The organism is Pseudomonas sp. G3-39 (genome assembly GCF_054790485.1).
The window spans coordinates 4,692,693-4,718,746 of sequence record NZ_CP186497.1 but is presented as its reverse complement, the minus strand read 5'-3'; the positions used below and the strand labels follow the sequence as shown (position 1 = coordinate 4,718,746).

At 61.1% G+C, this 26,054-nt stretch carries 21 protein-coding genes; 6 read left to right on the top strand and 15 right to left on the bottom strand.

Translation table 11 applies throughout. The features are described 5' to 3' along the window. Positions 1-52 precede the first annotated feature (52 nt). Genes ACOYXG_RS21210 through ACOYXG_RS21200 form a run of 3 tightly spaced genes read left to right on the top strand, consistent with a single transcriptional unit; the run spans position 53 to position 1,650 of the window. A complete protein-coding gene (locus ACOYXG_RS21210) occupies positions 53-487 on the top strand; it encodes an NUDIX hydrolase (protein WP_460353817.1) in 435 nt (144 codons plus the stop codon). 24 nt (positions 488-511) lie between these two features. Beyond that, positions 512-1,150 carry a LysE family translocator gene (locus tag ACOYXG_RS21205; protein ID WP_460353815.1) on the top strand — a complete coding sequence of 213 codons (639 nt, stop codon included), beginning with the start codon at positions 512-514 and terminating at the stop codon, positions 1,148-1,150. 2 nt (positions 1,151-1,152) lie between these two features. After that, a complete protein-coding gene (locus tag ACOYXG_RS21200; protein ID WP_460353813.1) occupies positions 1,153-1,650 on the top strand; it encodes a GNAT family N-acetyltransferase in 498 nt (165 codons plus the stop codon). Between the two features lie 125 nt (positions 1,651-1,775). Here the strand turns inward: ACOYXG_RS21200 and metR are convergent, their stop codons facing one another. Continuing rightward, positions 1,776-2,693, bottom strand: coding sequence for a transcriptional regulator MetR (metR, locus tag ACOYXG_RS21195; RefSeq protein WP_007968856.1), 918 nt, complete (start codon positions 2,691-2,693; stop codon positions 1,776-1,778). A gap of 118 nt (positions 2,694-2,811) precedes the next feature. Beyond that, on the bottom strand, positions 2,812-7,977 hold the full coding sequence (locus ACOYXG_RS21190; RefSeq protein WP_460353810.1) for a dermonecrotic toxin domain-containing protein: 5,166 nt from the start codon (positions 7,975-7,977) through the stop codon (positions 2,812-2,814). Positions 7,978-8,290: 313 nt separating this feature from the next. On the opposite strand from ACOYXG_RS21190, the gene ACOYXG_RS21185 reads away from it, so the two are divergent. After that, complete coding sequence (locus tag ACOYXG_RS21185; protein ID WP_460353808.1) at positions 8,291-9,310, top strand: alpha/beta fold hydrolase; 1,020 nt, start codon at positions 8,291-8,293, stop codon at positions 9,308-9,310. A 178-nt stretch (positions 9,311-9,488) separates the two neighbouring features. On the opposite strand, the gene ACOYXG_RS21180 is transcribed toward ACOYXG_RS21185, so the two are convergent. From ACOYXG_RS21180 to ACOYXG_RS21130, 11 genes are all read right to left on the bottom strand, one after another. Then, entirely contained in the window at positions 9,489-9,818 is a 330-nt protein-coding gene (locus tag ACOYXG_RS21180; RefSeq protein WP_177408932.1) for a GlpM family protein, read from the bottom strand. 8 nt (positions 9,819-9,826) lie between these two features. Next, positions 9,827-11,155: a two-component response regulator AauR gene (gene aauR, locus ACOYXG_RS21175; protein ID WP_139054272.1), complete on the bottom strand. Its 1,329-nt coding sequence runs from the start codon at positions 11,153-11,155 to the stop codon at positions 9,827-9,829. Next, positions 11,152-13,053, bottom strand: a complete 1,902-nt coding sequence (gene aauS, locus ACOYXG_RS21170; protein WP_460353806.1) for a two-component sensor histidine kinase AauS — start codon at positions 13,051-13,053, stop codon at positions 11,152-11,154. Before aauS ends, aauR begins: the two co-directional genes overlap by 4 nt. Before the next feature lie 167 nt (positions 13,054-13,220). Beyond that, the gene (locus tag ACOYXG_RS21165; protein ID WP_007963947.1) at positions 13,221-13,955 is read right to left on the bottom strand and encodes an amino acid ABC transporter ATP-binding protein; all 735 of its coding nucleotides are present in this window, start codon (positions 13,953-13,955) and stop codon (positions 13,221-13,223) included. Beyond that, positions 13,952-14,623 (bottom strand): amino acid ABC transporter permease, encoded by a 672-nt coding sequence (locus ACOYXG_RS21160; RefSeq protein WP_007963949.1) that lies wholly within the window; start codon positions 14,621-14,623, stop codon positions 13,952-13,954. Before ACOYXG_RS21160 ends, ACOYXG_RS21165 begins: the two co-directional genes overlap by 4 nt. Next, positions 14,623-15,369 (bottom strand): amino acid ABC transporter permease, encoded by a 747-nt coding sequence (locus tag ACOYXG_RS21155; protein ID WP_027612077.1) that lies wholly within the window; start codon positions 15,367-15,369, stop codon positions 14,623-14,625. Before ACOYXG_RS21155 ends, ACOYXG_RS21160 begins: the two co-directional genes overlap by 1 nt. A 190-nt stretch (positions 15,370-15,559) precedes the next feature. Next, a complete protein-coding gene (locus ACOYXG_RS21150; protein WP_027612076.1) occupies positions 15,560-16,486 on the bottom strand; it encodes a glutamate/aspartate ABC transporter substrate-binding protein in 927 nt (308 codons plus the stop codon). A 397-nt stretch (positions 16,487-16,883) separates the two neighbouring features. After that, positions 16,884-18,419, bottom strand: a complete 1,536-nt coding sequence (glpD, locus tag ACOYXG_RS21145; RefSeq protein WP_460353801.1) for a glycerol-3-phosphate dehydrogenase — start codon at positions 18,417-18,419, stop codon at positions 16,884-16,886. 323 nt (positions 18,420-18,742) lie between these two features. After that, entirely contained in the window at positions 18,743-19,498 is a 756-nt protein-coding gene (locus ACOYXG_RS21140) for a DeoR/GlpR family transcriptional regulator (protein ID WP_460353798.1), read from the bottom strand. Positions 19,499-19,593: 95 nt separating this feature from the next. Next, complete coding sequence (gene glpK, locus ACOYXG_RS21135) at positions 19,594-21,096, bottom strand: glycerol kinase GlpK (protein WP_202368930.1); 1,503 nt, start codon at positions 21,094-21,096, stop codon at positions 19,594-19,596. A gap of 77 nt (positions 21,097-21,173) precedes the next feature. After that, positions 21,174-22,025, bottom strand: a complete 852-nt coding sequence (locus ACOYXG_RS21130) for an MIP/aquaporin family protein (RefSeq protein ID WP_027612073.1) — start codon at positions 22,023-22,025, stop codon at positions 21,174-21,176. Positions 22,026-22,387: 362 nt separating this feature from the next. On the opposite strand from ACOYXG_RS21130, the gene ybaK reads away from it, so the two are divergent. Together ybaK and ACOYXG_RS21120 are read left to right on the top strand one after the other, a co-directional pair. Further along, on the top strand, positions 22,388-22,858 hold the full coding sequence (gene ybaK / locus ACOYXG_RS21125; RefSeq protein ID WP_003227741.1) for a Cys-tRNA(Pro) deacylase: 471 nt from the start codon (positions 22,388-22,390) through the stop codon (positions 22,856-22,858). 95 nt (positions 22,859-22,953) lie between these two features. After that, positions 22,954-23,736 (top strand): PhzF family phenazine biosynthesis protein, encoded by a 783-nt coding sequence (locus tag ACOYXG_RS21120; RefSeq protein ID WP_460353794.1) that lies wholly within the window; start codon positions 22,954-22,956, stop codon positions 23,734-23,736. Between the two features lie 120 nt (positions 23,737-23,856). Here ACOYXG_RS21120 and ACOYXG_RS21115 read toward each other — a convergent pair whose 3' ends face one another. Both ACOYXG_RS21115 and argF read right to left on the bottom strand, forming a co-directional pair. Next, a complete protein-coding gene (locus ACOYXG_RS21115) occupies positions 23,857-24,966 on the bottom strand; it encodes an ABC transporter ATP-binding protein (RefSeq protein WP_103367373.1) in 1,110 nt (369 codons plus the stop codon). After that, positions 24,963-25,883 (bottom strand): ornithine carbamoyltransferase, encoded by a 921-nt coding sequence (gene argF, locus ACOYXG_RS21110; RefSeq protein WP_095136949.1) that lies wholly within the window; start codon positions 25,881-25,883, stop codon positions 24,963-24,965. Before argF ends, ACOYXG_RS21115 begins: the two co-directional genes overlap by 4 nt. Positions 25,884-26,054: the final 171 nt, after the last annotated feature.

Genomic DNA, 26,054 nt, shown 5'->3' with positions numbered 1-26,054 from the left:
AATCAGGCCGGGCATGGGATCCTTGCGGTTTTTCCAGGCCGGTGGCTGACCCATGACCTCTGCATCCGTTGTCGCTCCAAACCTCATCCGTATCGCCGCTGCGCTGCTGCTCAACGCCGAAGGCCAGACCCTGCTGGTGCGCAAGCGCGGCACCACGGCGTTCATGCAACCGGGCGGCAAGATCGAAGCGCATGAGTTGCCGGTGCACGCGCTGGCCCGCGAGCTGGAAGAAGAGCTGGGCCTGCAGATCGACCCGGCCCAGGCCTGCTTCCTTGGCCAGTTCTCGGCACCGGCCGCCAACGAGCCGGGGTATGTGGTGCAAGCGGAGATTTTTCAGCTGACGATCGACGCCGATGTGATGCCCGCTGCCGAAATCGAGGAAGTGATCTGGATCGATCCCGCGACTGATCCTGCTGTGATTCTGGCGCCATTGACACGCGACCTGATCCTGCCGTTTTATCGCAGCTCACTGACCGCGATCGCCTGATCCTCCACGCACAGGACGCCCACCATGATCCCGCTTCCAGACTTGCTGATCTTCGCCGCCGCCGCGCTGTTGATGGTACTGACGCCGGGGCCGAACATGATCTACCTGATCTCGCGTTCGATCTGTCAGGGGCGCAAGGCCGGGGTCACCTCGTTACTCGGGGTGGTCGCGGGATTTTTCGTGCACATGTTTGCTGCAGCGGCGGGTTTGAGCGCGGTGTTTCTGGCGGTGCCGATGGCTTATGAAGTGCTGAAGTGGGCCGGTGCCCTGTACCTGCTGTGGCTGGCCTGGCAAGCGGTCAGACCCGGTGCGCGCTCGCCGTTCGAAGCGCAGCAACTGCCGGCGGACTCGTCACGCAAACTGATCACCATGGGCTTTCTTACCAGCGCACTGAACCCGAAAATCGCCGTGTTCTATCTCTCGGTGTTTCCGCAATTCATCAGCCCTGAACACGGTTCGGTATTTACCCAGAGCATCATTCTTGGTCTGACCCAGATCAGCGTCAGTTTCAGCGTCAATCTGCTGATCGCGCTGTTCGCGGCAGGCATCGCTTCTTGGTTCGTGCGCAACCCGACGTGGCTGGCGCTACAGCGTTACTTCATGGGTTTTGTACTCGCCGGTCTGGCGGTGCGCCTGATGCTTGAACAACGCAGGACGGCCTGAGCATGTGGATCGAACGCCTCGACGCCAGTCATGCGCTGGCTTACCGCGAGCTTATGCTCGAAGCCTACGACCGGCATCCGCAGGCGTTCACCTCCAGCGTGCGCGAGCGCGCGGTGATGCCGCTGAGCTGGTGGGAAGCGCGGCTGACCAGCAAGCTCGACGCGGTGTTCGGCGCGTTCGAAGACGGTCGGCTGGTGGGCATCGTCGGCCTGGCGTTCGAACCTCGGGAAAAGGCCCGGCACAAGTCGACCCTGTTCGGCATGTACGTATCAGCTGATTTTCGCCAGCACGGTCTGGGCTATGAATTGGTGCAGGCTGCCATCGCCGAAGCGCACACCCATCCGGCACTGAAACTGATCCAACTGACCGTCACCGCTGGCAACGACGCCGCGTTCAAGCTGTACCAGCGCTGCGGCTTCATCCAGTTCGGACTGGAGCCGCTGGCGGTACGGGTCGGCGAAGACTACTTCGACAAGATTCACATGTGGCGACAACTCTGATTTCTCACTGAGCCCTTGTGGGAGCGGGCTTGCTCGCGAAGGCAATCGGTCAGTTGATATCCCTGTGACTGAGACACCGCATTCGCGAGCAAGCCCGCTCCCACAGGGTTGCTGGCATATGCAATTCAACGAACCGCGCTGACCCCATCCAGCGTCGAGAATGATGTGTCCTTGGCGGTCAGCAGGAAATCGCGCATGTAAGGCGCATCGAGCATGTCCGCACGGATCGCCGCGTACAGCGTGGCAAACAGACCTTTCTCACCCAGGCGCTTGGCCTTTACGTAGCCGCGTGAGCTGTATTCGTGCAGCGCCCAGTGCGGCATGCCGCAGACGCCACGGCCGCTGGCGACCAGTTGCATCATCATCACCGACAGCTCCGAGGTGCGCACTTGCGCCGGTTCGATGTCGGCCGGTTCGAGGAAGCGGGTGAAGATGTCCAGCCGATCGCGTTCTACCGGGTAGGTGATCAGGGTTTCAGTCAGCAGGTCTTCGGGGACGATGTACGGTTTGCTCGCCAGCGGGTGCTGGTTGGCCACCGCGAGCATCGCTTCGTAGGTGAACAGCGGCACGTAAGTGATGCCGGCGATGTCCAGCGGATCGGAGGTCACCACCAGATCCAGATCGCCGCGGGCCAGCGCCGGAAGCGGGGCGAAGGCGAAGCCCGAGGCGAGGTCGAGTTCGACTTCCGGCCAGGCGTCGCGGAACTGGTCGATGGTCGGCATCAGCCACTGGAAACAGCTGTGGCATTCGATCGCCATGTGCAAACGCCCGGCGGTACCCCCGGCCAGACGACTGATGTCGCGTTCGGCAGCGCGCAGCAGCGGCAGGGTCGCGTCAGCCAGTTGCAGCAGGCGCAAGCCGGCGCTGGTGAAACGCACCGGTTTGGTCTTGCGCACGAACAACGGCATGCCCAGGCGCTCCTCCAGTTCCTTGAACTGGTGCGACAGCGCCGATTGGGTCAGGTGCAGGCGGTCGGCGGCATCGACCAGGCTGTCAGCCTCGCGCAGGGCGTGCAGGGTTTTCAGATGACGGATTTCAAGCACTGCTGGCCCCATGAGGAAAATTTGTGATCAGGACGAAAACAGTGAGTTTGTCTCATGTTGACGATGCTGTCGACCGCTCAAGCAGCGGGGCACAGCCAGTGCCCCGCTGTTTTTTTCCTTAGAGATCTGCGAAATGCCGAATGCCCAGCGGTTTGCCGATATCGCCACGCCAGATCGCCTCGACCTGCGCACCGCCGGCGGCCTGGGCCTGCTGCCATTGCAGGCCGAGATTGCGTTGCTCCGGCAATTTCAGATGGGCTTTGACGAAGTCGGCGAACGGCACCTTGTCCGAGGTGTAGTGAAAGTGCGCATACCACAGCGTGCGCGGCGGCGTGCTGGTGAGGTCGCGCACCTGGTATTCCTGAAGGAAATCCTTGCGCCCGTCAGCGCGTTTGCCCAGTGCCCGCAGCGATCCTTCCTTGCGAATCTCCACCACCTGCTGTTGCAGCAAATAATCCAGATAGCCTTCGGTAGGCATCTTGCTGCGCAGTGACTGATCGATGCGCAGCGTGCGGCCGGTACGCCGCAGTTCAGCGGCCGTGTCGCGCAGTTGCCGCACCACTGGTTCAACCGGTGACAATTGCTCGATGGTCTGTGCGCGGGTGCTCAGCTCGGTCGCTTCGCTGACGAGCATGTGTTCCAGATCCACCGGCAGCATGTCCTGGGGAGCGTAGGCCTGAACCCGGTTGCTGTAGGCCGTAACCGCCGCGAGACGTTTTCGCGCCTCGGCCAGCAACGGCTGAACATCGGTAGGCAGTGGTGCAGCGGCTTGCGCGGGTTGGGCTGGCAGATGGTATTTACCGCTGGAGCGCTGTAGCCAGGTTTCGCGGAAACCGTCGATGCCTTCGACGGTGAAGCGTTTTTCCCGGGTGCCGGGGTCAATGCTTTCGGTACCGATCAGCAACTGGTTGTCCTCGGTTTCGAACAGTTGCCTGCCGCCCGGCTCTCGCGGTTTGATCGGCGGACGCTGTTTGATCGAGTGCCGCGCGTGTGCTTCGACCTTGGTCAGGCCATCGAGGAATGGCCCGACCTGTTCCAGATCCAGATGCTGCGCATAACCCAGCGTCCAGGCGTTGAGCTGACGACGGAAACCGGCATAGATCTGCAGGCAATCCTCGATCACCTGTTTGCGCTCGACCAGGCTGGCGCTGACTTCTGGCAGGTGATGCTGGGTCAGCAGCGCGCGCCCGACCTTGACCCGGGCGTCTCTGAGCTGAGTATGAAAATACATCCAGGACAGGTCGCTGACCGCATCGTAGTGGGTAATGATTTCCAGCAGATGTGCAGTTCTCAGGTAGTGGTGCGTGTTATCGCCAAGGTTGCGGTTGAGCGCGGTCATGTCTTTCGCCATCAGGACTTTCTGTGCACGATTGCTTATGCGGTTGTTCCACAGGTTGGCCTGCTCGGTGATTACGTGCAGTTGATCGAACTCCTTGAGGAAATCCTTGCGTACCTGCTTGCGCCGGGCCATGAGGTTTATATGGGCCGCTGTATTGTCGAAGGGGGTGGCATCGGATTCGGCAACCAGTGCATCGATCCGGTTCAGGTGCTCCAGCAAGCGATTGCGGGCCAAGGTAACGCGCTGCACAGCGCGGTCGACCACGATCCAGGCACAGCGGCTGCGGATGTCTTCGATCTGCAGACGCTTGCGGCCATGGCTCAGGGGCAACAGTTCGGTAAGGTTGTCGTATTGGGCAATCGCGAGGTCGATGTCATTCAGGCACGCTGTGTCGAGCGCTGCCTGTAGTGGTTTGCGCTGGACAACGTCGAGTTTCTGGTAGTTCTCCAGCAACTGGTTGGAAGCGCGTGTCTGGGTATCAAGGCGCCGGGTGTAGGCGTCGGCGGTGTTGGTCAGGGTCAATTGCCTGCGCAGTTGCCGATCGGTCCACCAGCGCGGCAACCACTGGCGAATTGGCGCGGGCCAGAGCGGGTCCATGCCGTCGGCCAGATGTCCGAGCACCGCGCCGCCGCCAGCACCGCCACCGTCCATAACGGTGCCGTACACCGCGTAGTGGGTGTTCCACTGGCCATTTTCGTCGAGGGCGATCGGTTGTTTGTAGCTGCGCATCCGTGAGCCATAAAGCCTCCAGCCACGCGGCGCATCGCTGAGCTGAACCTGATAGATGCGGCCCTGACGAACAATGAAGTCGCCATCGGCGTGGCGGTAGACGTTGCGATAGACCCCGTGGGTGGCCGGGTGCAGGCCGGCGAGGGAAATTTCGTATTCGTACTCGTAACCCTTGAAACGCTCGAGCGTCTGCCTGGTCCATTGCCAGGACGTCGACATCGCGGCGGATCTGCCCAGTGCCGCGCGTTGCCGCTGGCGGCTGGCCAGACGAGCGGCTGCGGGTGCCGAAACTGTTCCGGGAAGCACATCCATTGCCGCGTCGATCAGCGACAGCAGCACCGCTTCCACCTCCGCCAGACCATGTCCGAGCTCGCCGCGCAAGAACGCCGCGACCGCCAGATTGGCACTGTTCCAGGCGTCATACAGGGCCACGGCCGCGCCCACGAACGGCAACATGCCGATAGCCATTTTCAGATAGTTGAACAACGCCCCGGACTTCAGTGCACAGCGTTCGAGATACAACGCATCGTTGGAACGTGAACTGCTGCGATGGGCCTCCAGCAACCGGCCCATGTGCACGTTCAATAAATGAATGGCCAACGATGTGGTCGCCGGCCAGGCCATCCCGACGCCGATCAGCGCATCGAAATTGCGCAGTTGGGCCTGGTTGATCCGGCTGACATGGCTGGCAAAATCGCCGCTCACGGCGCGTCCGGCCAGGTAGCTGACCATTTTGCTGTCCACACAACGCCTGAACAGATCCACCCGCGCCTGTTCCAGCGTTTCGTATTGACGCAGGAGGATCGCGTCGGGGCTGTCGGGCAGGTACAGCAGCGTCAGGCCACTGGTTTGCTCGACAATCAATGTGACACCCGCGAGCGTGCTCGGTCCTTGATGCGCGGTGTCCTCTCCTCCGACGGTCAGGTGCACCGGCAGCAGCGCGATGCGTTGTCCATTCACGGCATACGCCTGAGGTGTAGTCGCCTCGATGGCGACCTTCAGCACGGCATGGCCGGCACTGTCGATGTGCCGTTGCAGCTGGGCGAACTCACCTTGCAACCTGAGCATCAGTCGCCACGGTTCGCTCAGGCATTCACGGCGCCAGGCCTGCTGAAACGCCGGTTCTCGCGGCGCGCCGAAAAATGCCTGGCGAATCAGTTCTTCGTAACGTCCGGGCAGATCCAGCTCTGTTACCAGATTGCGCAAATAGGCCGGGGTGATCCCGGCTTCGAGGCGCTGTCGATCAGTGGGGTTCTCGGCGCGGATCCTGGCCCGCATGAAGGACAGGCGCCACTGCACCTCCTGATCGATGTTTTCCTGTGCCAGTTGTTCAAGGGTGAGGTCGCCGCGCTTGTCGCTCGCGGTCAGGATATTGCGTTGCGGTGTGCCAGGCGCGGCGCCTTCCATCACGGTTTTTTGCCAGAAGGTCGAGTCGGGCAGGTCGAGGCTCACGCTCGCGCTTTGTTTGAGCGCGAAGTCTGCGCGCAAGCGGGCGTCGATGCGTTGTTCGGCGAAGGCCTGACGCGGCGGTAATTCCCGTTCGAGCAACGCATGAGCGCGTTGCATGGCGCCGAGGTACTGGCTGATCAGCGTTTTGATCTGTGCACGTGGCGCGTCGTCCAGCTTTTCAAACCATGCAGGCAGGTTGCCGGCCAGCGCCGCGCTGCGATCTTGCGCCTGACGTTCGGTAAATGCCCGTTCACGGGCCTGCGCGACCGCTACGGTCAAGCGTGGCAGGTGTTGTTCGCGCAGCTTTTCCATCTCGGCCCGGCGTTGGTCGGCACGGCCGGGCAGCGGGTTGTCACGCAGGATCTGCGCGGCCTGTTGTTCGCATTGATAGAGCTGTCGATCAAGGGACCAGGCCAGAGGGTCCCCCGTGAGCGGCGTCAGGTGCAGGGTCAGCCCGCCGTCGTTCGGCGAATGTTTGAACAGGTCCTGTGCCAGCGCTGTACGTGAAGTAAAACGTTGCAGCCCGCCGAACTCGCCCGGCCAGTAAACCAGCAGGCTGTCGCTCGAGTCAGGCTCCAGTGCGGCGGTCGTCGCTATGATCAGTACGCCATGCAGCTCCTCGACGGCGGTCATGTTCTGATCTGCCGCCGCCATCGATAGGCGGGCGATAACCCCGTCCGCTGTCGGCAGATGGCGCCCCGGTGCGTCCAGCATCGCGATGATTCGCCGATGCTCCTCGACGGTCAGATGATCCAGCGCCCTTTGCAGTTCGACCTCGGCGCGCAGCCCTGCGATACGGGCCTGAAGCAGGGCGTGGTAGTGCTGGTTGCTGGCCTGGCGCAGTTCGAGCATCGTCAGCGGATGGTGGCTGTCGAGCAGGGCGGATGCCGCGTCATGACTGGCTTGCTGCGCCTCGCTCAAAGCGTCGAATCGTTGCGCCAGTTGCTGACGTTGCGGGCTGTTCAGCTCGGCGTCGCCAAACAAGCGGTCGAGCGCACGTTGTTCAAGCGCCAGCGTCTGCCGGCGCGCGTCCAGGGGAATATCGGCAACCAGCAAACCGAAGGGCGCAACTTCATCGACGGTTTGCCCGGCACTCTCCGGCAGGGTGGGCGCGACCGGGAAAAATTTGTCGAGCGCGGCCCAACTGGCACCGCTGCTTGCCGATGTGGACAGCAGTGGTTCAATTGCGCGTGTGAGTGGATCGCTACCGAACTCGATGAAGTCCAGCGAGGTGATGCGTAACGGATCCGGCTGCTGGTCAATCAGCCAGCGTTCCAGCGCGGTCTGCTGTTCGAAACGGATCAACGGTTGCGAGTGCGTGGGCAGATAAAGCAGCAGCGTTTCCTCCAGCTTGATCAGCAACGTGCCGTACACACGCAGGCGGCTGTTATCGACGCGGTTGAGTACCGGTTGCGCGACCCGCAGGTCCGCCGCGACCTTGTTCGAAGGGGGGAGGAGCTGCGACAGCCTCTGTCGTTGTGTGGCGTCGAGCCTGCCTTCGGCCCCCGCCCAATGAAGCGCGGCCTCGAAATGCCGGTGATAGAGGCTCAGGGCATGCTCGCGCCGCGACAGCGCAGTGCCGGGCGCGCGGACATCCCACCAGGCGTTTTCGGGTTGTTGGGGATGGTGGGCCAGGAGATCCAGCCATTGCTGGTGACAGTCGTTCAAACGAGCCGTCGCCAACAGGTAAAGCGTTTGATCGACGTATTGCTGTAATCGTTGATCAAGGCCGAAGTCGGCCGTTGCAGAGGGCAGTGCGTGGGACATGCGACAAGGCTCCAGAGGGCATGCAGACCGGGCAATCCCGGCCTTCGTGCCTATTAGAGGCGCGCTCTCACAGCCCCATGCGGTACATGGTTATCGCTGGGTAGTGGTTTTGTTTCAGAGGATGTACAGACCGCTCCGGCCTGATTCGTTGCCTTCATCGCGTTGGCGTAGAAGATCGTGTCGGACGTCGGAACGCTGTGCAGGATGACCGCTCGGCAATCTTCATCAAACTGTCACGCAACTGTGGCAGCGCGCTTGAACAAACTTCATCAGACTCGCGCTCTACTGGGGTTCTGCGTTTCGGTGTTTCTTCATGCGTTTATTTTTTCTGTTGGCCGCGCTGTTGTTCGGCCTGCCGTCGATGGCGGCTTCGCGTTGCGACGTCAATGTACCGACTGAACGGGTCGATCTGGCACAGGTGAGCCTGGCGTACCAGAGCATCGGCCGTGCCTCGGATCCGGCGCTGTTGCTGGTCATGGGCCTGGGTGGTCAGTTGATCCATTGGCCGGACGAAGTGGTGGTTGCGCTGTGTCAGCAGGGTTTTCGGGTGATCCGCTATGACAACCGCGATGTCGGCCTGTCGACCTGGCGGCAGGCCCCGGTCGAGGCCAACCTGACCTTTGAAGTGCTGCGCTACAAGCTCGGCTTGCCGGTGTCGGCGCCGTACTCGCTGACGGACATGGCCGACGATGCGCTGGGCTTGATGGACGCGCTGCACATCGACCAGTTTCACGTATTGGGCGCGAGCATGGGCGGGATGATCGCCCAGCATCTGGCGGCGATGGCACCGCAGCGGGTAGAGAGTCTGACGCTGATCATGACCAGTTCCGGTGCCGAAGGTTTGCCGGCACCGAGTACGGCGCTGGTGCAACTGCTGGCGCGGCGCGGCGCGCCGAATCGCGAGGTGGCGCTGGAACAGCAGGCCGATCTGCTGGCAGCGCTCGGCAGCCCGTCGGTCACGGATGACCGGCAGGCGTTGCTGCATCAGGCGGCGGTGGCCTACGACCGGGCGTTCAACCCTGAAGGTGTGAAACGGCAGATCATGGCGATACTTGCCGAGCCGAGCCGGGTGGCCTTGCTCAATCAACTGCGCGTGCCGACCCTGGTGGTGCACGGCACGGCCGATCCGCTGTTGCCGGTGATGCACGGCGTGCATCTGGCGGCGCACATTCGTGGCAGTCAGTTGAAGCTGATTCCGGGGCTGGCTCATCGCTTTCAGGAGGCGTTCAAGGCGCCCTTGCTGGCGGCGGTGTTGCCGTATTTGCAGGCGCATCGTGAAGACACGTCGCACTGGGCGCAGATCGAACCGGTGGCAAGCGGCAACCTGCTGTAGCTGAGGTTTTGGCGGTGTTGACTCGGGCCTCTTCGCGAGCAAGCCCGCTCCCACAAGGGGAACCGTATTCCGAATGTGGGAGCGGGCTTGCTCGCGAAGAGGCCATCACTGTCACTCAAAGAGTAGGCAGGTGTATCCGGGGCGAGCCGGCAGATCCTGAGTGAAGCCAATGCTGTGATCAGCTGTGCAGGCGCACCCAGACCGTGACCAGCACGGTCGCCGCGATCAGCCACGCGACCACCGCCACCGCCAGTGAAGCCTCCAGGCGCATGCGGTCCACCAGCACGTACAGCGTCGTCAGATAGATAAAGTACGGAATGATCGACCACATGCCGAACACAATCGTCGCCTTCAGATCGTCGATCGAACGACCTTTGCCGACGATGTAGTGGGCGATCAGGGCGAAGGTCGGAAACAGCGGCACCAGTCCGGCGATGTAGTAGTTTTTGGTCTTCGACAGCGCGGCGAGGATCACCACCACCGCCGCGCCGAGTGCCGCTTTGAGTATCAGATCCATCAGTGGCTCAACCCGTACTTTTTCACTTTGTCGAACAGCGTGGTCTTGGCCATGCCCAGTTCTTGACTGGCCTGGGTCAGGTTGCCGCCACTGCGTTGCAAGGCGTCATTGAGCAGGTTGCGCTCGAAGGCTTCCACCGCTTCGGCGAACGCCAGCCCCTGACCGCCGCTGCTGGCGCCGGACTTCTTGAACGCCGGCAGGCCGAGGGCAAAGCGCTCGGCGACGTTACGCAACTCACGCACGTTGCCCGGCCAGTCGTGGCTCATCAGGTTCGACAGGGTCTGGTTGTCCAGCTCGGGCAACACCCGGTCGAAACGCAGCGCCGACTGCTGGGTGAAGTGTTCGAACAGTTGCAGAATGTCTTCGCGACGTTCGCGCAGCGGTGGCAGTTCCAGCGTCACCACGTTGAGGCGGTAGTACAAGTCGCTGCGAAACTCGCCGGCCTTGCTCGCGTCGTCGAGGTCGGATTTGGTCGCGGCAATCACCCGACAATCCACCGCTACGCTCTGGTTCGAACCGAGGCGCTCGAGGGTGCGTTCCTGCAACACCCGCAGCAATTTGATCTGCAAGGGCAGGGGCATGCTTTCCACTTCGTCGAGGAACAGCGTGCCGCCGTCGGCATGTTCGATCTTGCCGATGCGCCGTTTGCCGGCACCGGTGAAGGCGTTGGCCTCGTGGCCGAAGATCTCGCTTTCGAAGAGGTTTTCCGGCAGGCCGCCGCAGTTCAGCGCGACGAACTGCTTGGCATGCCGACGACTGAAGTCGTGCAGGCAACGGGCGACCAGTTCCTTGCCGGTGCCGGTCTCGCCTTCGATCAATACGTTGGCCGAGGTGTCGGCGACGTTGGCGATCAGTTCGCGCAGGTTCTGCATGGCTGGCGAGCGCCCGATGATCCGGCCTTCGAGGGAATCGCGTTCGGCCAGTTGCCGACGCAGCGAGGAGACTTCGCGGGCGAGGCTGCGTTGCTCCAGTGCGCGGCGGGCGACATCCACCAGACGTTCCGGCGAGAACGGTTTCTCCATGAAATCGTAGGCGCCTTTCTGCATCGCGCCGACCGCCATGGAGATATCGCCATGACCGGTGATCAGCACCACCGGCAGACTGCGGTCGCGTGCCTTGAGGCGGGTCAGCAGTTCCAGGCCATCGATGCCGGGCAAGCGAATGTCGCTGATGACGATCCCGGCAAAGTTGTCGCCGACCCGCTCCAGCGCTTCTTCGGCACTGCCGACGCCGATGCAGGGAATGTCTTCCAGGGTCAGCGCCTGCTGGCAGCCGAGCAGCACATGGGGGTCGTCTTCGACGATCAGCACACTAAGGTCGTGGTTCATATTGGCTCGGCAGGAGTAGGGCTTACCAACGGTAAACTGAGGACGAAGGTGGTGCCACCGCTGACCGGGTGTTCGACACCCAAGTGTCCGCCGGTGGCGGCAGCGAGGCTGGCGGAGAGGGTCAGGCCGAGGCCCAGACCCTGTTCGCCGGGTTTGGTGGTGAAGAACGGCTCGAACAGATGCTTGCGTGCTTCGGCGTCGACACCGTGGCCGTTGTCGCGCACCCGCAGGCGATATTTGCCGTTGAACTCTTCGCCTTCCAGCCACAGCTGCGGTGAAGGTTGCGTCTGCATGGCGTCGAGGGCGTTGCCGATCAGGTTGACCAGAATCTGTTCGAGGCGGGTCTGGTCGATCTGCACCTGCACGTCGCTGAACTGCCGGTGCAGTTGCAGCGCCATGCCCTCGACCCGCGCGCCGAGCAGTTGCAGGGCCGCGTCCACCGCTTTGCCGAGACTGGCCTGGCCTTTGTCGTCACCACGGCGGGCGAACGAGCGCAGGCTGGCGGTGATCCGGCCCATGCGGTCGATCAGGTCGTTGATGGTCTTGAGGTTGGTGCTGGCGACGTCGAGCTGGCCGCGTTCCAGAAAACGAATGGTGTTGCCGGACAGGGTGCGCATCGCCGCCAGCGGCTGGTTCAGTTCGTGGGCGATGCTGGTCGACATCTGGCCGATGGCCGCGAGTTTGCCGGCCTGCACCAGTTCGTCCTGAGCGCGGCGCAAGGTCTCTTCGGCCTGGCGCCGTTCGCGGATCTGGCTCTTGAGCCGTTCGTTGCTGGCGCGCAGATCGCCGGTGCGTTCGGTAATCCGACGCTCCAGTTGATTGTTGGCTTCCTGCAGGGCTTCGCGGGCGGCGAGGCGGGTGGCGATGACCTTGCGCCGCTCGTTCCAGGCGATCAGCAGGAACGCCACCAGGGCGAAGGCCACCGCCACCAGGATTCCCTGATTGATCGCTTCACGACGCAAGTCCTGCAACGGTGTGAGCAGGGTGAAATTCCATGGTGTGTCGCTCAGCGGCCGGGTCTGCGCCAGATAGCTGATGCTGTCGTCATCGGCGCTCAGTTCGCTGTTGGCCGGGAAGGTCAGTTTCTCCACTCCGTCGGCCAGGGTTTCGCGGGCCAGCGGTTGCAGTTCGTTGAGCGGGAACCAGTAGTACTGCAGGCTGCGCGCGAGCTTCTCTTTGGTTTCATCGCTCAGCGGCACCACCGATTTCAGGCGCCGCGCCGGATCGCTGGAAAGAATGATGATGCCGTTCTCGTCGCTGACGAAGGCTTCCAGGCGGGCGCGTTGCCAGCGTTCTTCCAGCGCTTCGAGGCGCACCTTGACCACGGCGACGCCGATGATCTTGCCGTGTTCTTCCAGGCCGTGGGCCAGGTAGTAACCGGGCTCGCCGCTGGTGCTGCCGATGCCGTAGAAACGTCCGGGTTCGCCGCGCACGGCGTTCTGGAAATAGGCGCGAAAGGACAGGTCTTCGCCGAGGTAACTGTCGACGTCGCGCCAGTTGCTGGTGGCCATGACGCGGCCGGTAGTGTCCATCACGTAGATAGCCCGACTGCGGCTGCGCCGGTTCAGGCCTTCAAGGTAAGCATTGACCGTCTGCCGGTGTTCCGGAGTCGGGTCGGCCAGCAGTTGCGGGACACTGGTTTCCAGTTCCAGCAGGCTGGGCAGGTAGGTGTACTTGCTGATCTCGCTTTCGACGGTGCGCGCGTGCAGTTCGAGCTGACGCTGGCCGTTTTCGCTGAGGCTGCGGATGCCGAAATGTTCACTGGTCCAGAAGCCGATGTAACCCAGTCCGATCATCAGGATGATGATCAGCGGCGGCAGGAACAGATGGCGAATCAGACGGGGCTTCACGGCAAGTGATGGCGGCGCTGCGCGATAGAGATTGGGGTCGCATTTCATCACAGTTGCCTTGGGTCAACCACCACACAAATCTCTGGATCATCATCGATCCAATGTGGGAGCGGGCTTGCTCGCGAAAGCGGCAGGTCAGTCAACGATGCTGTTGAAAGTGCCGGCCTCTTCGCGAGCAAGCCCGCTCCCACAGTTGGGGAGCGGTGTGTGGTTTTTTAGTGCTGCAGGATTTTCTCGAGGAAGTGCTGCGCGCGTTCGGAGCGGGCGCTGATGTCGCCGAAGAACTCCTCTTTAGGGCAGTCTTCGATGATCTTGCCGGCGTCCATGAAGATCACCCGGTCAGCCACTTTGCGCGCGAAGCCCATTTCGTGGGTCACGCACATCATGGTCATGCCTTCGTGGGCCAGTTGCACCATCACGTCGAGCACTTCGTTGACCATTTCCGGGTCGAGCGCCGAGGTCGGTTCGTCGAACAGCATGACGATCGGGTCCATCGCCAGCGCACGGGCGATCGCCACACGCTGCTGCTGACCGCCGGACAGTTGCCCCGGGTGCTTGTGGGCATGGGCCGACAAGCCGACGCGCTCGAGCAGTTGCAGACCTTTCTTGGTCGCCTCTTCCTTGCTGCGGCCCAGCACCTTGATCTGCGCGATGGTCAGGTTCTCGGTGATGGTCAGGTGCGGGAACAGCTCGAAGTGCTGGAACACCATACCGACGCGCGAACGCAGTTTCGGCAGGTTGGTCTTGGAGTCGGCAATCGAGGTGCCGTCGACGACGATGTCGCCTTTCTGGAACGGCTCCAGCGCGTTGACGCACTTGATCAGGGTCGACTTGCCCGAACCCGACGGACCGCAGACCACGATCACTTCGCCTTTCTTGACCTCGGTGCTGCAATCAGTCAGCACCTGGAAGTCGCCATACCACTTGTTGATGTTCTTGATGGAGATCATACGGCAAACCTTTTTTGCAGACGCTTGACCAGCAGCGAGGCGGAAAAGCTGATGATGAAGTAGACGACACCGGCAAAGATCAGGAACTCGTTGGAACGACCGATGATGTCGCCGCTGGAGCGGGCGGAGTTGAGGAAGTCCACCAGGCCCACGGTGTAGACCAGCGAGGTGTCCTGGAACAGGATGATCGACTGTTGCAGCAGCAACGGGGTCATCTTGCGGAACGCCTGGGGCAGGATGATCAGACGCATGGTCTGGCCATAGGTCATGCCCATCGCCTGGGCCGCGGCCATCTGGCCTTTGGGGATCGACTGCACGCCGGCCCGGACGATCTCACAGAAGTACGCGGCTTCGAACATCATGAAAGCCACGACGCAGGAGGTGAACGCGCCGATCGGGGTGTCTTCGCCGGTGATCCAGCGCAGCACGAACGGCACCGCCAGGTAGAACCAGGTGATCACCAGCAGCAGCGGGATCGAGCGGAAGTAGTTCACGTAGGCGCCGGCAACGCGCGACAGCAGTTTGCTGGACGACAGGCGCATCAGTGCGAGGATCGTCCCCAGCACGATGCCGCCGATCACGCCCATGACCATCAGTTGCAAGGTCATGACCATGCCGTTCCACAGGCCCGGGATCGCGGGGATGATGCCGCTGAAATCGAAGTCCATTATTTACCCCCCACGGAGATCAGGCCGGGCACTGCGACTTTCTTCTCGACCATGCGCATCAGCAACATCAGGCTCATGTTCAGGGTGAAGTAGATCAGCGTGGCCAGGGTGAAGGCTTCAAACAGGTTGGCCGAGAACTCGGCGGTCTGTTTGGTTTGCGCCAGCAGTTCCATCAGGCCGATCAAGGACGCCACGGAGGAGTTCTTGAACACGTTGAGGAATTCCGAGGTCAGCGGCGGAATGATGATGCGGTAGGCCTGGGGCAGCAGCACGTTCCAATAGATCTGCGGCAGCTTGAAACCCATGGCGCGGGCGGCGGATTCCTGGCCGCGTGGCAGCGCCTGGATGCCGGTGCGCACTTGCTCGCAGACCCGGGCGGCGGTGAACAGGCCCAGGCACACGACCACGCTCAGGTAGGCCGAGGTGGTCGGGTTCAGATCCTGCTTGTACCAGTCCTGCAGGTTTTGCGGCAGCAGATCGGGCACCAGGAAGTACCAGATGAACAGCTGCACCAGCAGCGGCACGTTGCGAAACAGTTCGACGTAGCAGGTCGCGATGCCCGATACGAGGCGGTTCGGCACCGTGCGCATGACCCCCAGAATGGAGCCCAGCAGCAAGGCGATGATCCATGCCACGATGGCGATGGCAATGGTCCAGCCCAGGCCGGCGATGTACCAGTCGAGATAAGTCTCGCTGCCTACGCCGGTGGACTTGAAGAACACGCCCCAGTCCCAGTTGTAATTCATTAGGGTCTCCCCTCGAAATCGATCGATGTACAAGCACCCGCTTGGGGAAGATCCTTTCCCGTCCGACGTTGAACGCCGGGCACACGCGATCGGCTCGAAAACCGCCAGGTCGAGTGTTCCACTGTAAAACCAGCAGGTAACAGACGCCTGAGGGAGGGTGGCTCCCTCAGGGGATAAGGTTAGTCAGGAATCAGATTTTTACGTCAGGCGCCGGCTTGTCGCTCGGGTTGGCGATCAGTTCCTTGACCTTGTCGCTCATCGGGAAGTTGAGGTTCAGGCCCTTTGGCGGAATCGCGGTTTCGAACCACTTCTTGTAGATCTCGTTGATCTTGCCGGATTTGTACAGGCCGACGATGGCGTCATCCACAGCCTTCTTGAAGGCCGGGTCGTCTTTGCGAACCATGCACGCGTAGGCTTCGAACGATTGCGGAGTACCGGTGATGACCCAGTCGTCCGGCTTCTTGGCCTTGGCTTCTTCGCCGGCCAGCAGGGCGTCGTCCATCATGAAGGCAACGGCACGGCCGCTTTCCAGCATGTTGAAGGATTCGCCGTGGTCCTTGGCGGAGATGATGTTCATGCCCATCTGCTTGTCGGCGTTCATCGCTTTGATGATGCGCTCGGACGTGGTGCCAGCGGTGGTCACGACGTTTTTGCCTTTGAGGTCGGCAAAGTCTTTGTAGGACGGGTTGCCATCCTTGTCTTTCTTGACCAGCAGGCGGGTGCCGATTTCGAAGATGTTGACGGTGAAGTCGACTTGCTGGGCGCGTTCGGCGTTATTGGTGGTGGAACCGCACTCGATATCCGCGGTGCCGTTCTGGATCAGCGGGATACGGGTTTGCGAGGTCACCAGGTTGTATTTGACCTGCAGGTCTGGCTTGTTCAGGTCTTTTTTCAGGGCTTCAACGATGGCCACTTGAATGTCGTGGGAGTAGCCCACTGGCTTGCCGGAAGCATCCGCAATGTAGGAAAACGGGATGGAGCTGTCGCGGTGAGCGAGGGTGATGGTGCCGGAATCGTTGATTTTCTTCAGGGTGCCGGTGAGTTCGGCGGCGAAAACTGGAGTGCTGATCAGAGCGGCCGCAATGGCTGCGCCCAGGATATGGGGAACGATGCGCATCAAATTTTCCTCGAATTGTTTTTTTTATGGAGCCAGTTCGTCGGCCCTTTTGTGCTTCGAATGCCTGACGGCTCCTGAAGTGTTGGCACGGCAGGCATTCGTCGAGAGAGTGTAGAGCATGAGTCGTGCCAGAGCAGTCGATAGTGGCTAATGGCTTGATTTATAAGGTGATTAAAGTTTTGTGTCGGTGTTTTTCGATGAAACTGATCCGGTTATCCGAATCGACCGGGAGGTCGCGTTCGGAAATCCGAACGCTCTTTTAATCGCTGCCCTCATATTGATGATCGTTCGAGCCCACATTCCCTCGCCACAGGGTTAGTGGCAGGCAAAGTAAGTCACGCAGCAAAAAGCCCCTGAATCTCTCAATTCAGGGGCTTTCGTTTAAGCGATGTTCAAATCACGCCGCTTCAGTCTTGCGGTTCTGCTCGACCTTGCCCAGGTAGGCCGCCAGTTTCTCTTGCTCGGCCGGGGTAGTGAACAGGCCCAGTTTGCTGCGACGCCACAGGATGTCGTGCGCCGTGGTGGCCCATTCTTCGCTGCACAGGTAATCGACCTCGCGAGTGTAGAGCCCGCCACCAATGTGTTCGCCCATGTCGGCGAGGGTTTCCACGCCTTCGAGCATGCGCCAGGTGCGGCTGCCGTAGGTGGTGGCCCAGCGGCGGGCGATCTCGGTCGGGACGAAGTCGAACTTGTCGCGGATCTGCGCGCTCAAGGTTTGCGGGGTGGTCATGTCTTCGCCGCCGGGCAGGGTCGCGGTGGCGGTCCAGCTCGGGCGCATCTGGGTGAAGTACGGCATCAACTGGGCCATCGCTGACTCGGCGAGTTTGCGGTAGGTGGTCAGTTTGCCGCCGAACACCGACAGCAGCGGTGCTTCTTCGCCACCGCCAGACAATGCCAGGGTGTAATCGCGGGTCACGGCGGATGGGTTGTCGGATTCGTCGTTGCACAGTGGACGCACGCCCGAGTAGCTGTGCTGGATGTCGTCGCGGCTGATCTGCTGCTTGAAATGGGCGTTGACCACTTTCAGCAGGTAATCGGTTTCGCCGTCGGTGATCGCCACTTTCGCCGGATCGCCGGTGTATTCGCGGTCGGTGGTGCCGATCAGGGTGAAGTGATTCAAATACGGAATGGTGAAGACGATGCGCTGATCTTCGTTTTGCAGAATGTGCGCGTGATCGCCTTCATACAGCTTCGGCACGATGATATGGCTGCCCTGAATCAGGCGGATGCCGTACGGCGATTCCATTTTCAGGTCGTCACGGATGAACTTGGCGACCCACGGGCCGGCGGCGTTCACCAGTGCTTTGGCGGTGATCGAAAACAGGCTGCCGTCAGCGCGTTCCAGATTCAGGTGCCACAGGCCTTTGGCACGGCGGGCGCTGACGCAACGGGTCTGGGTGTGTACGTGGGCACCTTTTTCCCGGGCGGCCATGGCGTTCAGAACGACGAGGCGGGCGTCATCAACCCAGCAATCGGAATATTCGAAGCCCTTGGTGATTTCGCTTTTCAGCGCGCTGTCGGCACCGAACTTCAGGCTTTTCGAACCTGGCAGTTTTTCGCGCTTGCCGAGGTTGTCATAAAGGAACAGGCCGGCGCGGATCATCCACGCCGGACGCAGGTGCGGGCGGTGCGGCAGCACAAAACGCATCGGCTTGACGATGTGCGGCGCCTTGGCCAGCAGCACTTCGCGCTCGGCCAGCGCTTCACGCACCAGACGGAATTCGTAATGTTCGAGATAGCGCAGGCCACCGTGGATCAGCTTGCTGCTGGCCGACGAGGTGTGGCTGGCCAGGTCATCCTTTTCGCAAAGGAACACCGAGAGACCGCGACCGGCGGCATCCGCTGCGATCCCCACGCCATTGATCCCGCCGCCAATTACGGCAACGTCGTAGATCTCGGAGATAGGGGGCGTACGCAAGGTAGATGTGGACATCGGCTGGCCTCGGGCTCTTTTGATTTTCTGTCTTGGAAATCGAACATAAATGTTCATTTGCGAAAATGGTAGCCCATAAAGACGCGCGCAGCCAGTCGCGTTCGATTGAAAAAACTCATCGAAGGGCGGCTAAAAGAAAATTTTCGAACATTATTGAGTCGAGGGATGCTTTTTGTGGCGAGGGGATTCATCCCCGATGGGCCGCGTAGCGGCCCCTCAATCAACTACCGTGGAGTCTCAGGCACACCGCATTGGGTGGTTTTAGGACTGCTTCGCAGCCCATCGGGGATAAATCCCCTCGCCACAGGGGATGTTGAACGGATTTAAACGACTTCCAGACGAATCTTGTGCTGGCTCAGCAGTTGCGCCAGTGCCGGCACCGGCTGCTGATCGGTCACCAGGCAGTCGATCAGGCTGATCGGACCCAATCGAATCATCGCATTGCGCCCGAACTTGCTCGAGTCCGCCGCCAGAATCACCTGCCGAGCATTGGCAATGATCGCCTGCGACACGCGCACTTCCTGATAATCGAAGTCGAGCAGGCTGCCGTCTTCGTCGATGCCGCTGATACCCACCAGTGCGAAATCGACCTTGAACTGGTTGATGAAGTCCACGCTCGCCTGACCCACCACACCGCCGTCACGGCGCACGTTGCCGCCGGTCAGCAGCACATCGAAATCATCCTTGGCACTGAGCATCGAGGCGACGTGCAGGTTGTTGGTGATGATCTTCAGATGGTTGTGATTGAGCAGGGCGCGGGCAATCGATTCGGTGGTGGTGCCGATGTTGATGAACAGCGAGGCGTGATCGGGGATCTGCGCGGCGACGGCTTCGCCAATGCGTTGTTTTTCGTCGCGCATCTGGTCGGCGCGCATCGCGTAGGCGGTGTTTTCGACGCTGGAATCATAGGCCGCGCCGCCATGGTAGCGGCGCAACAGATTGGCTTCCGCGAGCTGATTGATATCGCGGCGGATGGTTTGCGGGGTAACAACGAACAGCGTAGCCATTTCCTCGATGCTCACATAGCCGCGTTCGCGGACCAGCTCGAGGATTTGCTGCTGACGGGGAGGCAGATTCATGGGGCTTCCTTTGGGCTGCCGTGCAAAATTTGCCCATGATGCCGCAGGAATCCGCTCCCGACCAGTTAGTTGCCTATCAGTCTCTGAAGGTTGGCTTATTCAGCGTCTTCACGCGCCCAGTCACGGGTGCGGCTGACGGCTTTTTTCCAGCCTTTGTACAGCTTTTCTTTCTCGACTTCTTCCAGGCTCGGTTCGAACTCACGCTCGATCACGGCCTTGCCGCGCAGTTCGTCGAGGCTGCCCCAGAAACCGCACGCCAGACCGGCCAGATACGCCGCCCCGAGTGCAGTGGTTTCGCGCATTTGCGGACGCTCGACCTGGGTGCCGAGGATGTCGGCCTGGAACTGCATGAGGAAGTTGTTCGCGACCGCGCCGCCGTCCACGCGCAGGGCCTTGAGGCGTTCGCCGGAGTCCTGTTGCATGGCGTCGAGTACGTCGCGGGTCTGGTAGGCGATCGATTCCAGCGCGGCGCGGATGATGTGATCCACGCGCACGCCGCGCGTCAGGCCGAACAGTGCGCCACGGGCATACGGGTCCCAGTACGGAGCGCCCAGACCGGTGAAGGCCGGTACCAGGTACACACCGTTGCTGTCCTTCACTTTATTGGCGAAGTATTCGGTGTCGTGAGCGTCGTTGACGATCTTCAGTTCATCGCGCAGCCACTGCACGGTCGAACCGCCGTTGAACACCGCGCCTTCCAGGGCGTAAGCCACTTCGCCACGCGGGCCGCAAGCGATGGTGGTGAGCATGCCGTGTTGCGATTTCACCGCTTTGTCGCCGGTGTTCATCAGCAGGAAGCAGCCGGTGCCGTAGGTGTTTTTCGCCTGGCCCGGCTCGACGCACATCTGGCCGAACAGTGCCGCTTGCTGGTCACCGGCGATACCGCCGATGGCGATGCCGCTCTTGGTGCGACCGTAGATTTCCGAAGAGGCTTTGACCTCCGGGAGCATCTCGCGCGGGATGTCGAGGATCTCCAGCATCTTCGAATCCCACTCCAGCGAATGGATGTTGAAGAGCATGGTGCGCGAGGCGTTGGTGTAGTCGGTGACGTGTACCTTGCCGCCGGTGAATTTCCAGATCAGCCAGCTATCGATGGTGCCGAACAGCAGTTCGCCGTTGCGCGCACGCTCGCGGCTGCCTTCGACGTTGTCGAGGATCCACTTCAGCTTGGTGCCGGAGAAGTACGGGTCGGTGACCAGACCGGTGTTGTCGCGGATGTACTCTTCGTGGCCATCGCGCTTGAGCTGCTGGCAGATCTCGGTGCTGCGGCGGCACTGCCAGACGATGGCGTTGTACACCGGACGACCGGTGGTCTTGTCCCAGACCACGGTGGTTTCACGCTGGTTGGTGATACCGATGGCGGCCACCTGATCGTGATGCAGACCGGCCTGGGCCAGTGCTTCGACCATCACCGCGCTCTGGGTGGCGAAGATTTCCATTGGATCGTGTTCGACCCAGCCGGCTTGCGGGTAATGCTGGGCGAATTCGCGCTGGGCGGTGCAGACCACGTTCGCATCGCGGTCGAAAATGATCGCGCGGGAGCTGGTCGTACCCTGATCGAGGGCAATGATGTAGTTCTTATTCTGAATGTCGGTCATGTCGATTGCCTTGGACGAAATAAGGGAGAGTGGGCCGTGGCGCGGGCTCTAAAGGGCAGGAACCCGCGCCGACTGTTTCAAGAAGTTCTTGGTTTGCCGTCAATGGCCGGTTCTGCATCCTTTGTAGCAGGTGTGGCGCCGGTCAGGTGACGGGCGATGAGCCCGCGATACCCGGCAGCGCCGAGGCAGGCACCGACAATCGGTGCAAAAATCGGAATCAGGAAGTACGGAATATCGCGGCCGCCAGTGAAGGAAATTTCACCCCAGCCGGCGAAGAAAGTCATCAGTTTCGGACCGAAGTCACGCGCCGGATTCATCGCAAAACCGGTCAGCGGGCCCATCGAGCTGCCGATGACGGCAATCAGCAAACCGATCAGCAGCGGAGCCATCGGGCCTTTCGGCAGACCGTTGTTGTCATCGGTCAGGGCCATGATCACGCCCATCAGGATCGCGGTGATGATCATCTCGACCAGGAATGCCTGGGCGGTGGACAGTACCGGATTGGGGAAGGTCGAGAACACCGAGGCCAACTCAAGGCTGGCGGCGGTGCCGCGCACCATGTGGTGAGTTTGTTCGTAATCGAAGAATAAATTGCTGTACAGCGTGTACACCAACAGCGCACCGCAAAACGCGCCGGCGATCTGCGACAGGATATAGAACGGCAGTTTGCGCTTTTCAAAGTCGGCAAAAATGCTCAGGGCGATACTCACGGCGGGGTTCAGGTGCGCGCCGGAAACCCCGGCGGTCAAGTAGATCGCCATGCTCACGCCGACGCCCCAGATGATGCTGATTTCCCACAGGCCGAAGCTGGCGCCCGCGACTTTGAGCGCGGCGACACAGCCAGTGCCGAAAAAGATCAGAAGTGCAGTCCCCAGAAACTCGGCCAGGCATTGGCCGGAAAGCGATGGTTGCTGTAAAGCAGTTGTCATTGAAAACCTCGATTTTTGTTGTTGTCTGGCGCGTTTGCCGTCAGGGCAAGGCGCGATTTTCCCCGGGGCAGGATCCCCATCCTGTTCCCGGTTTACTGCTGGGTGCTGCGGTGATGATAATTCTTACATTATTCAGATTCGAAAAAATATAGACAAGAAACAAACCTGTCAAAGGTCGAAAGTGAACCATCGGTCACAATTAAACTATCAGCCTGCTGAATGATCCTGCGGAGGACGGGGGCGATAGCCCGGTGATTCACCTGCAACGCCCGGAAAACGGGGCCTGCGCTAGAGCCTTTTGCGAGGTGATGGCCTAGAATCCGGCGCAGGATTTTTCTGTTGATACCGAGCCTGGAGCTGCCATGACCCCTGCGTTGGACTTGTTGAAAAAAGTTCGTGCCGAACATCGCGTGCACAGTTACGAACATGACCCCAAGGCCGCGTCCTATGGGCTGGAGGCCGCCGAGAAACTGGCGCTGGAGCCGGCGCAGGTGTTCAAGACGCTGCTCGCTGCCAGCGAAAAAGGTGAATTGCTGGTCGCGGTGGTGCCGGTCGTCGGAAGTCTTGATCTCAAAGGTCTGGCACACGCGGCGGGCGTCAAGAAAGTCGAAATGGCTGACCCGGCTGCGGCGCAGCGTTCCACCGGTTACCTGTTGGGCGGCATCAGTCCGCTGGGGCAGAAGAAGCGTCTGCGCACCTTCATCGATAACTCGGCCCAAGGCTTTGCGACTATTTATGTCAGTGCTGGCCGACGTGGTCTGGAAGTCGAATTGGCGCCGGCGGTTCTGGCTGAACACACCCAAGCCAAATTTGCCGACATCGGTCGTGCATGAACTTGCGTTCTGTATGAAGAAAATTGCCCGGTTCTGTCACTGGCGCTGAGCGCAGCGTGGCTGCATGCTCTGCCGATTCACTCAGGGAGAAGGTTATGCAGCTCGAATTTCATCAGGTTGATGCGTTCAGTGATCGGCCGTTCAGTGGCAACCCGGCGATGGTGTATCGGCTCGATGCATGGCTCGCGGACGATTTGATGCAGAAGATCGCCGCCGAACACAATCTGGCAGAAACCGCGTTCGTGGTGCGCGAAGGCGCGGCGTGGTACATCCGCTGGTTCACCCCGACCACCGAGGTGCCACTGTGCGGGCATGCCACACTGGCCAGCGCCTATGTGTTGTTCGAGGTCTACAAGGAAAATGCCGAGCGGCTGGACTTCATCTGCAAGTCCGGGCCGCTTAGCGTCAGCCGCGAGGGCGATCGCCTGTGGCTGGACTTCCCGTCGATTGTGCCGTCAGAAATTGGCGTGACGCTGGATGTCGAGCGCGCGCTGGGCGTCGAGGCGGTGGATGTGCTCGGTTCCAATGAATTGTTTGTGGTGCTGGAGTCGGAGCAGGCAGTGCTCGACTGCACGCCGGACATGATTGCACTGGCAAAACTGCCGTGGCTCGGTGCCATCGTGACCGCGCGCGGCAATCAGCACGATTTCGTTTCGCGCTACTTCGCCCCGGCAATCGGCATCAACGAAGATCCGGTGACCGGCTCGACGCATTGCAGCCTGATTCCGTATTGGTCGAAACGTTTGGGCAAATCCAGTTTGACCGCGTGCCAGCGTTCGGCGCGGGGCGGGGAGTTGTTCTGTCGGCTGGAGGGGGAGCGGGTGAAGATCGGCGGGAATGCGACGCTGGTGGCCAGCGGCACGCTGATCCTGGGTTGAACCCAAAACCAACTGTGGGAGCGGGCTTGCTCGCGAATGCGGGGTGTCAGACGACCTCTTCGTTGACTGACACAGCGCATTCGCGAGCAAGCCCGCTCCCACAGTTTTGATCCGGGCGGATCAGAGGGCGGCGCTGTAGCGGCGGACGCCGTTTTCCACCGCCGGGATTTGTGCCGCGGTACTGCCGCTGGCCTGGAACAGGACGAGGTGTTCGGCGGCGACGCGAATTCCCACCTCCGCACCCACCTGATGGTCGGCATGGCTCGGGAAGATCGATTCCAGCTGCGCACCGGTCGGCAGTTGCAGGCGATACAGGGTCGAGGCACCCAGGAACGTCTTGCCGACGATCCGCGCTTTCAACCGACTGTCCGGCGCATAAACAATGTCATCCGGACGCAGCAACACATCCACCGCACCGCCCACCGGCCAGGTGTAGGCGCGGTTGCCGCGCAGTTCGCCGAGTTCGGTCTGAACCGATTCCGGGCTGCCGAGCTGGCCGCGGATGAAATAACCCTGACCGATGAAGCTGGCGACAAACGGCGTCGCCGGCTCGTGGTAGAGGTTGTAGGGCGTGTCCCACTGCTCCAGACGACCTTCCTTGAACACGCCAACGTGATCGCTGACGGCGAAGGCTTCTTCCTGATCGTGAGTCACCAGAATCGCACTGGTGCCACGGGCCTTGAGGATGTCGCGCACTTCGTGGCTGAGTTTGCGCCGCAGTTCGCCATCGAGGTTGGAGAATGGCTCGTCGAGCAGCAGCAATTGCGGCTCCGGCGCCAGTGCCCGGGCTAGGGCGACACGCTGTTGCTGGCCACCCGATAACTCGTGGGGAAAGCGCTTGCCTAGATTCTTCAGATTGACCAGTTCCAGCAGCTCCTCGGTGACGCGCTCCTTGTTCGGGTGCTTGCGGATACCGAAGGCGATGTTGTCTGCAACACTCAGGTGCGGGAACAGCGCGTAATCCTGAAACACCATGCCGATCCGGCGTTTCTCCGGCGCCAGGGTGAAACCGGCGCTGGAAATGGTTTCGCCTCCCAGGGTGATTTCACCTTCGTGCACCGGTTCAAAACCGGCAATCGCGCGCAGGGTGGTGGTCTTGCCGCAGCCGGACGAGCCGAGCAGGCAGCCGATGTCACCGGCGTTGAGGTGCAGATTGAGGTTCTGCACCACGCGTTGATCTTGATAGCCGCAAGCGAGGTTGCGCAGGTTCAGCAGTAATTCATGGCTCATGCGTGGTGATATGCCGGTTCGACGAGGAACTCGAGCAGGGCCTTCTGTGCGTGGAGACGGTTTTCTGCCTGATCCCAGGCGACGGAACGCGGGTCATCAAGCAGGTCGAGGCTGATTTCTTCACCGCGGTGCGCCGGCAGGCAGTGCATGAACAGCACATCTTCGGCCGCCAGATCGAGCAGGGCGCGGTTCACCTGAAACGGAGCGAACAACTTCAGGCGCTTGGCAGTTTCCTCTTCCTGACCCATCGAAGTCCAGACATCGGTGCTCACCAGATGCGCACCGCGCACGGCGTCTTGCGGATCACGGACGATGGTCACGCGATCGCCGGCGCGGGCGACAAATTCAGGATTAGGCTCGTAGCCCTGCGGGCAGGCAACGCGCAACTGGAAGTCGAACTGGATCGCCGCTTCTATATAGCTGTTGCACATGTTGTTGCCGTCGCCGATCCAGGCCACGGTCTTGCCCTGGATCGAGCCGCGGTGCTCGAGGAAGGTCTGCATGTCGGCCAGCAACTGGCACGGGTGCAGGTCATCGGACAGGCCGTTGATCACCGGCACGCGCGAGTTGGCGGCGAATTCGGTCAGGGTGCTGTGGGCAAAGGTACGGATCATCACCGCGTCGAGCATGCTCGACATGACGATGGCGCAGTCGCCGATCGGCTCGCCACGGCCCAGCTGAGTGTCGCGTGGCGAGAGGAAGATCGCCTGGCCACCGAGCTGGATCATGCCGGCCTCGAAGGAGATCCGGGTACGGGTCGAGGACTTCTCGAAGATCATCCCCAGGACGCGGTTTTTCAGCGGCTCGAACAGTACGCCGCGGTTACGCAGGTCCTTGAGCTCAACGCCTCGACGGATCACGCTGACCAGCTCTTCGGGCGTGCAATCCATCAGGGAGAGAAAGTGCCTTGCGCTCATCATTGACTACCTTTTTGCTACAGACCGCAGATGCTCAAAGCCTTGTTTAACGGAACAACGGGCGAGACCTGCGGCGTAAGCCGCACGGGGCGACGAAATAGGGGAAGGCGCGATATTGACACTAAATGTCGCGTTACGCCAATAGGCTACGGTTTTTGCGGAATTCGGAGG

Excerpts from the sequence above, each read along its gene's own strand:
- ACOYXG_RS21210 (WP_460353817.1), top strand. The coding sequence starts at position 53 with ATGACCTCTGCATCCGTTGTCGCTCCAAACCTCATCCGTATCGCCGCT.
- ACOYXG_RS21205 (WP_460353815.1), top strand. The coding sequence starts at position 512 with ATGATCCCGCTTCCAGACTTGCTGATCTTCGCCGCCGCCGCGCTGTTG.
- ACOYXG_RS21200 (WP_460353813.1), top strand. The coding sequence starts at position 1,153 with ATGTGGATCGAACGCCTCGACGCCAGTCATGCGCTGGCTTACCGCGAG.
- ACOYXG_RS21190 (WP_460353810.1), bottom strand. The coding sequence starts at position 7,977 with ATGTCCCACGCACTGCCCTCTGCAACGGCCGACTTCGGCCTTGATCAA.
- ACOYXG_RS21185 (WP_460353808.1), top strand. The coding sequence starts at position 8,291 with ATGCGTTTATTTTTTCTGTTGGCCGCGCTGTTGTTCGGCCTGCCGTCG.
- aauR (WP_139054272.1), bottom strand. The coding sequence starts at position 11,155 with ATGAACCACGACCTTAGTGTGCTGATCGTCGAAGACGACCCCCATGTG.
- aauS (WP_460353806.1), bottom strand. The coding sequence starts at position 13,053 with ATGAAATGCGACCCCAATCTCTATCGCGCAGCGCCGCCATCACTTGCC.
- ACOYXG_RS21165 (WP_007963947.1), bottom strand. The coding sequence starts at position 13,955 with ATGATCTCCATCAAGAACATCAACAAGTGGTATGGCGACTTCCAGGTG.
- ACOYXG_RS21160 (WP_007963949.1), bottom strand. The coding sequence starts at position 14,623 with ATGGACTTCGATTTCAGCGGCATCATCCCCGCGATCCCGGGCCTGTGG.
- ACOYXG_RS21155 (WP_027612077.1), bottom strand. The coding sequence starts at position 15,369 with ATGAATTACAACTGGGACTGGGGCGTGTTCTTCAAGTCCACCGGCGTA.
- ACOYXG_RS21150 (WP_027612076.1), bottom strand. The coding sequence starts at position 16,486 with ATGCGCATCGTTCCCCATATCCTGGGCGCAGCCATTGCGGCCGCTCTG.
- glpD (WP_460353801.1), bottom strand. The coding sequence starts at position 18,419 with ATGTCCACATCTACCTTGCGTACGCCCCCTATCTCCGAGATCTACGAC.
- ACOYXG_RS21140 (WP_460353798.1), bottom strand. The coding sequence starts at position 19,498 with ATGAATCTGCCTCCCCGTCAGCAGCAAATCCTCGAGCTGGTCCGCGAA.
- glpK (WP_202368930.1), bottom strand. The coding sequence starts at position 21,096 with ATGACCGACATTCAGAATAAGAACTACATCATTGCCCTCGATCAGGGT.
- ACOYXG_RS21130 (WP_027612073.1), bottom strand. The coding sequence starts at position 22,025 with ATGACAACTGCTTTACAGCAACCATCGCTTTCCGGCCAATGCCTGGCC.
- ybaK (WP_003227741.1), top strand. The coding sequence starts at position 22,388 with ATGACCCCTGCGTTGGACTTGTTGAAAAAAGTTCGTGCCGAACATCGC.
- ACOYXG_RS21120 (WP_460353794.1), top strand. The coding sequence starts at position 22,954 with ATGCAGCTCGAATTTCATCAGGTTGATGCGTTCAGTGATCGGCCGTTC.
- ACOYXG_RS21115 (WP_103367373.1), bottom strand. The coding sequence starts at position 24,966 with ATGAGCCATGAATTACTGCTGAACCTGCGCAACCTCGCTTGCGGCTAT.
- argF (WP_095136949.1), bottom strand. The coding sequence starts at position 25,883 with ATGAGCGCAAGGCACTTTCTCTCCCTGATGGATTGCACGCCCGAAGAG.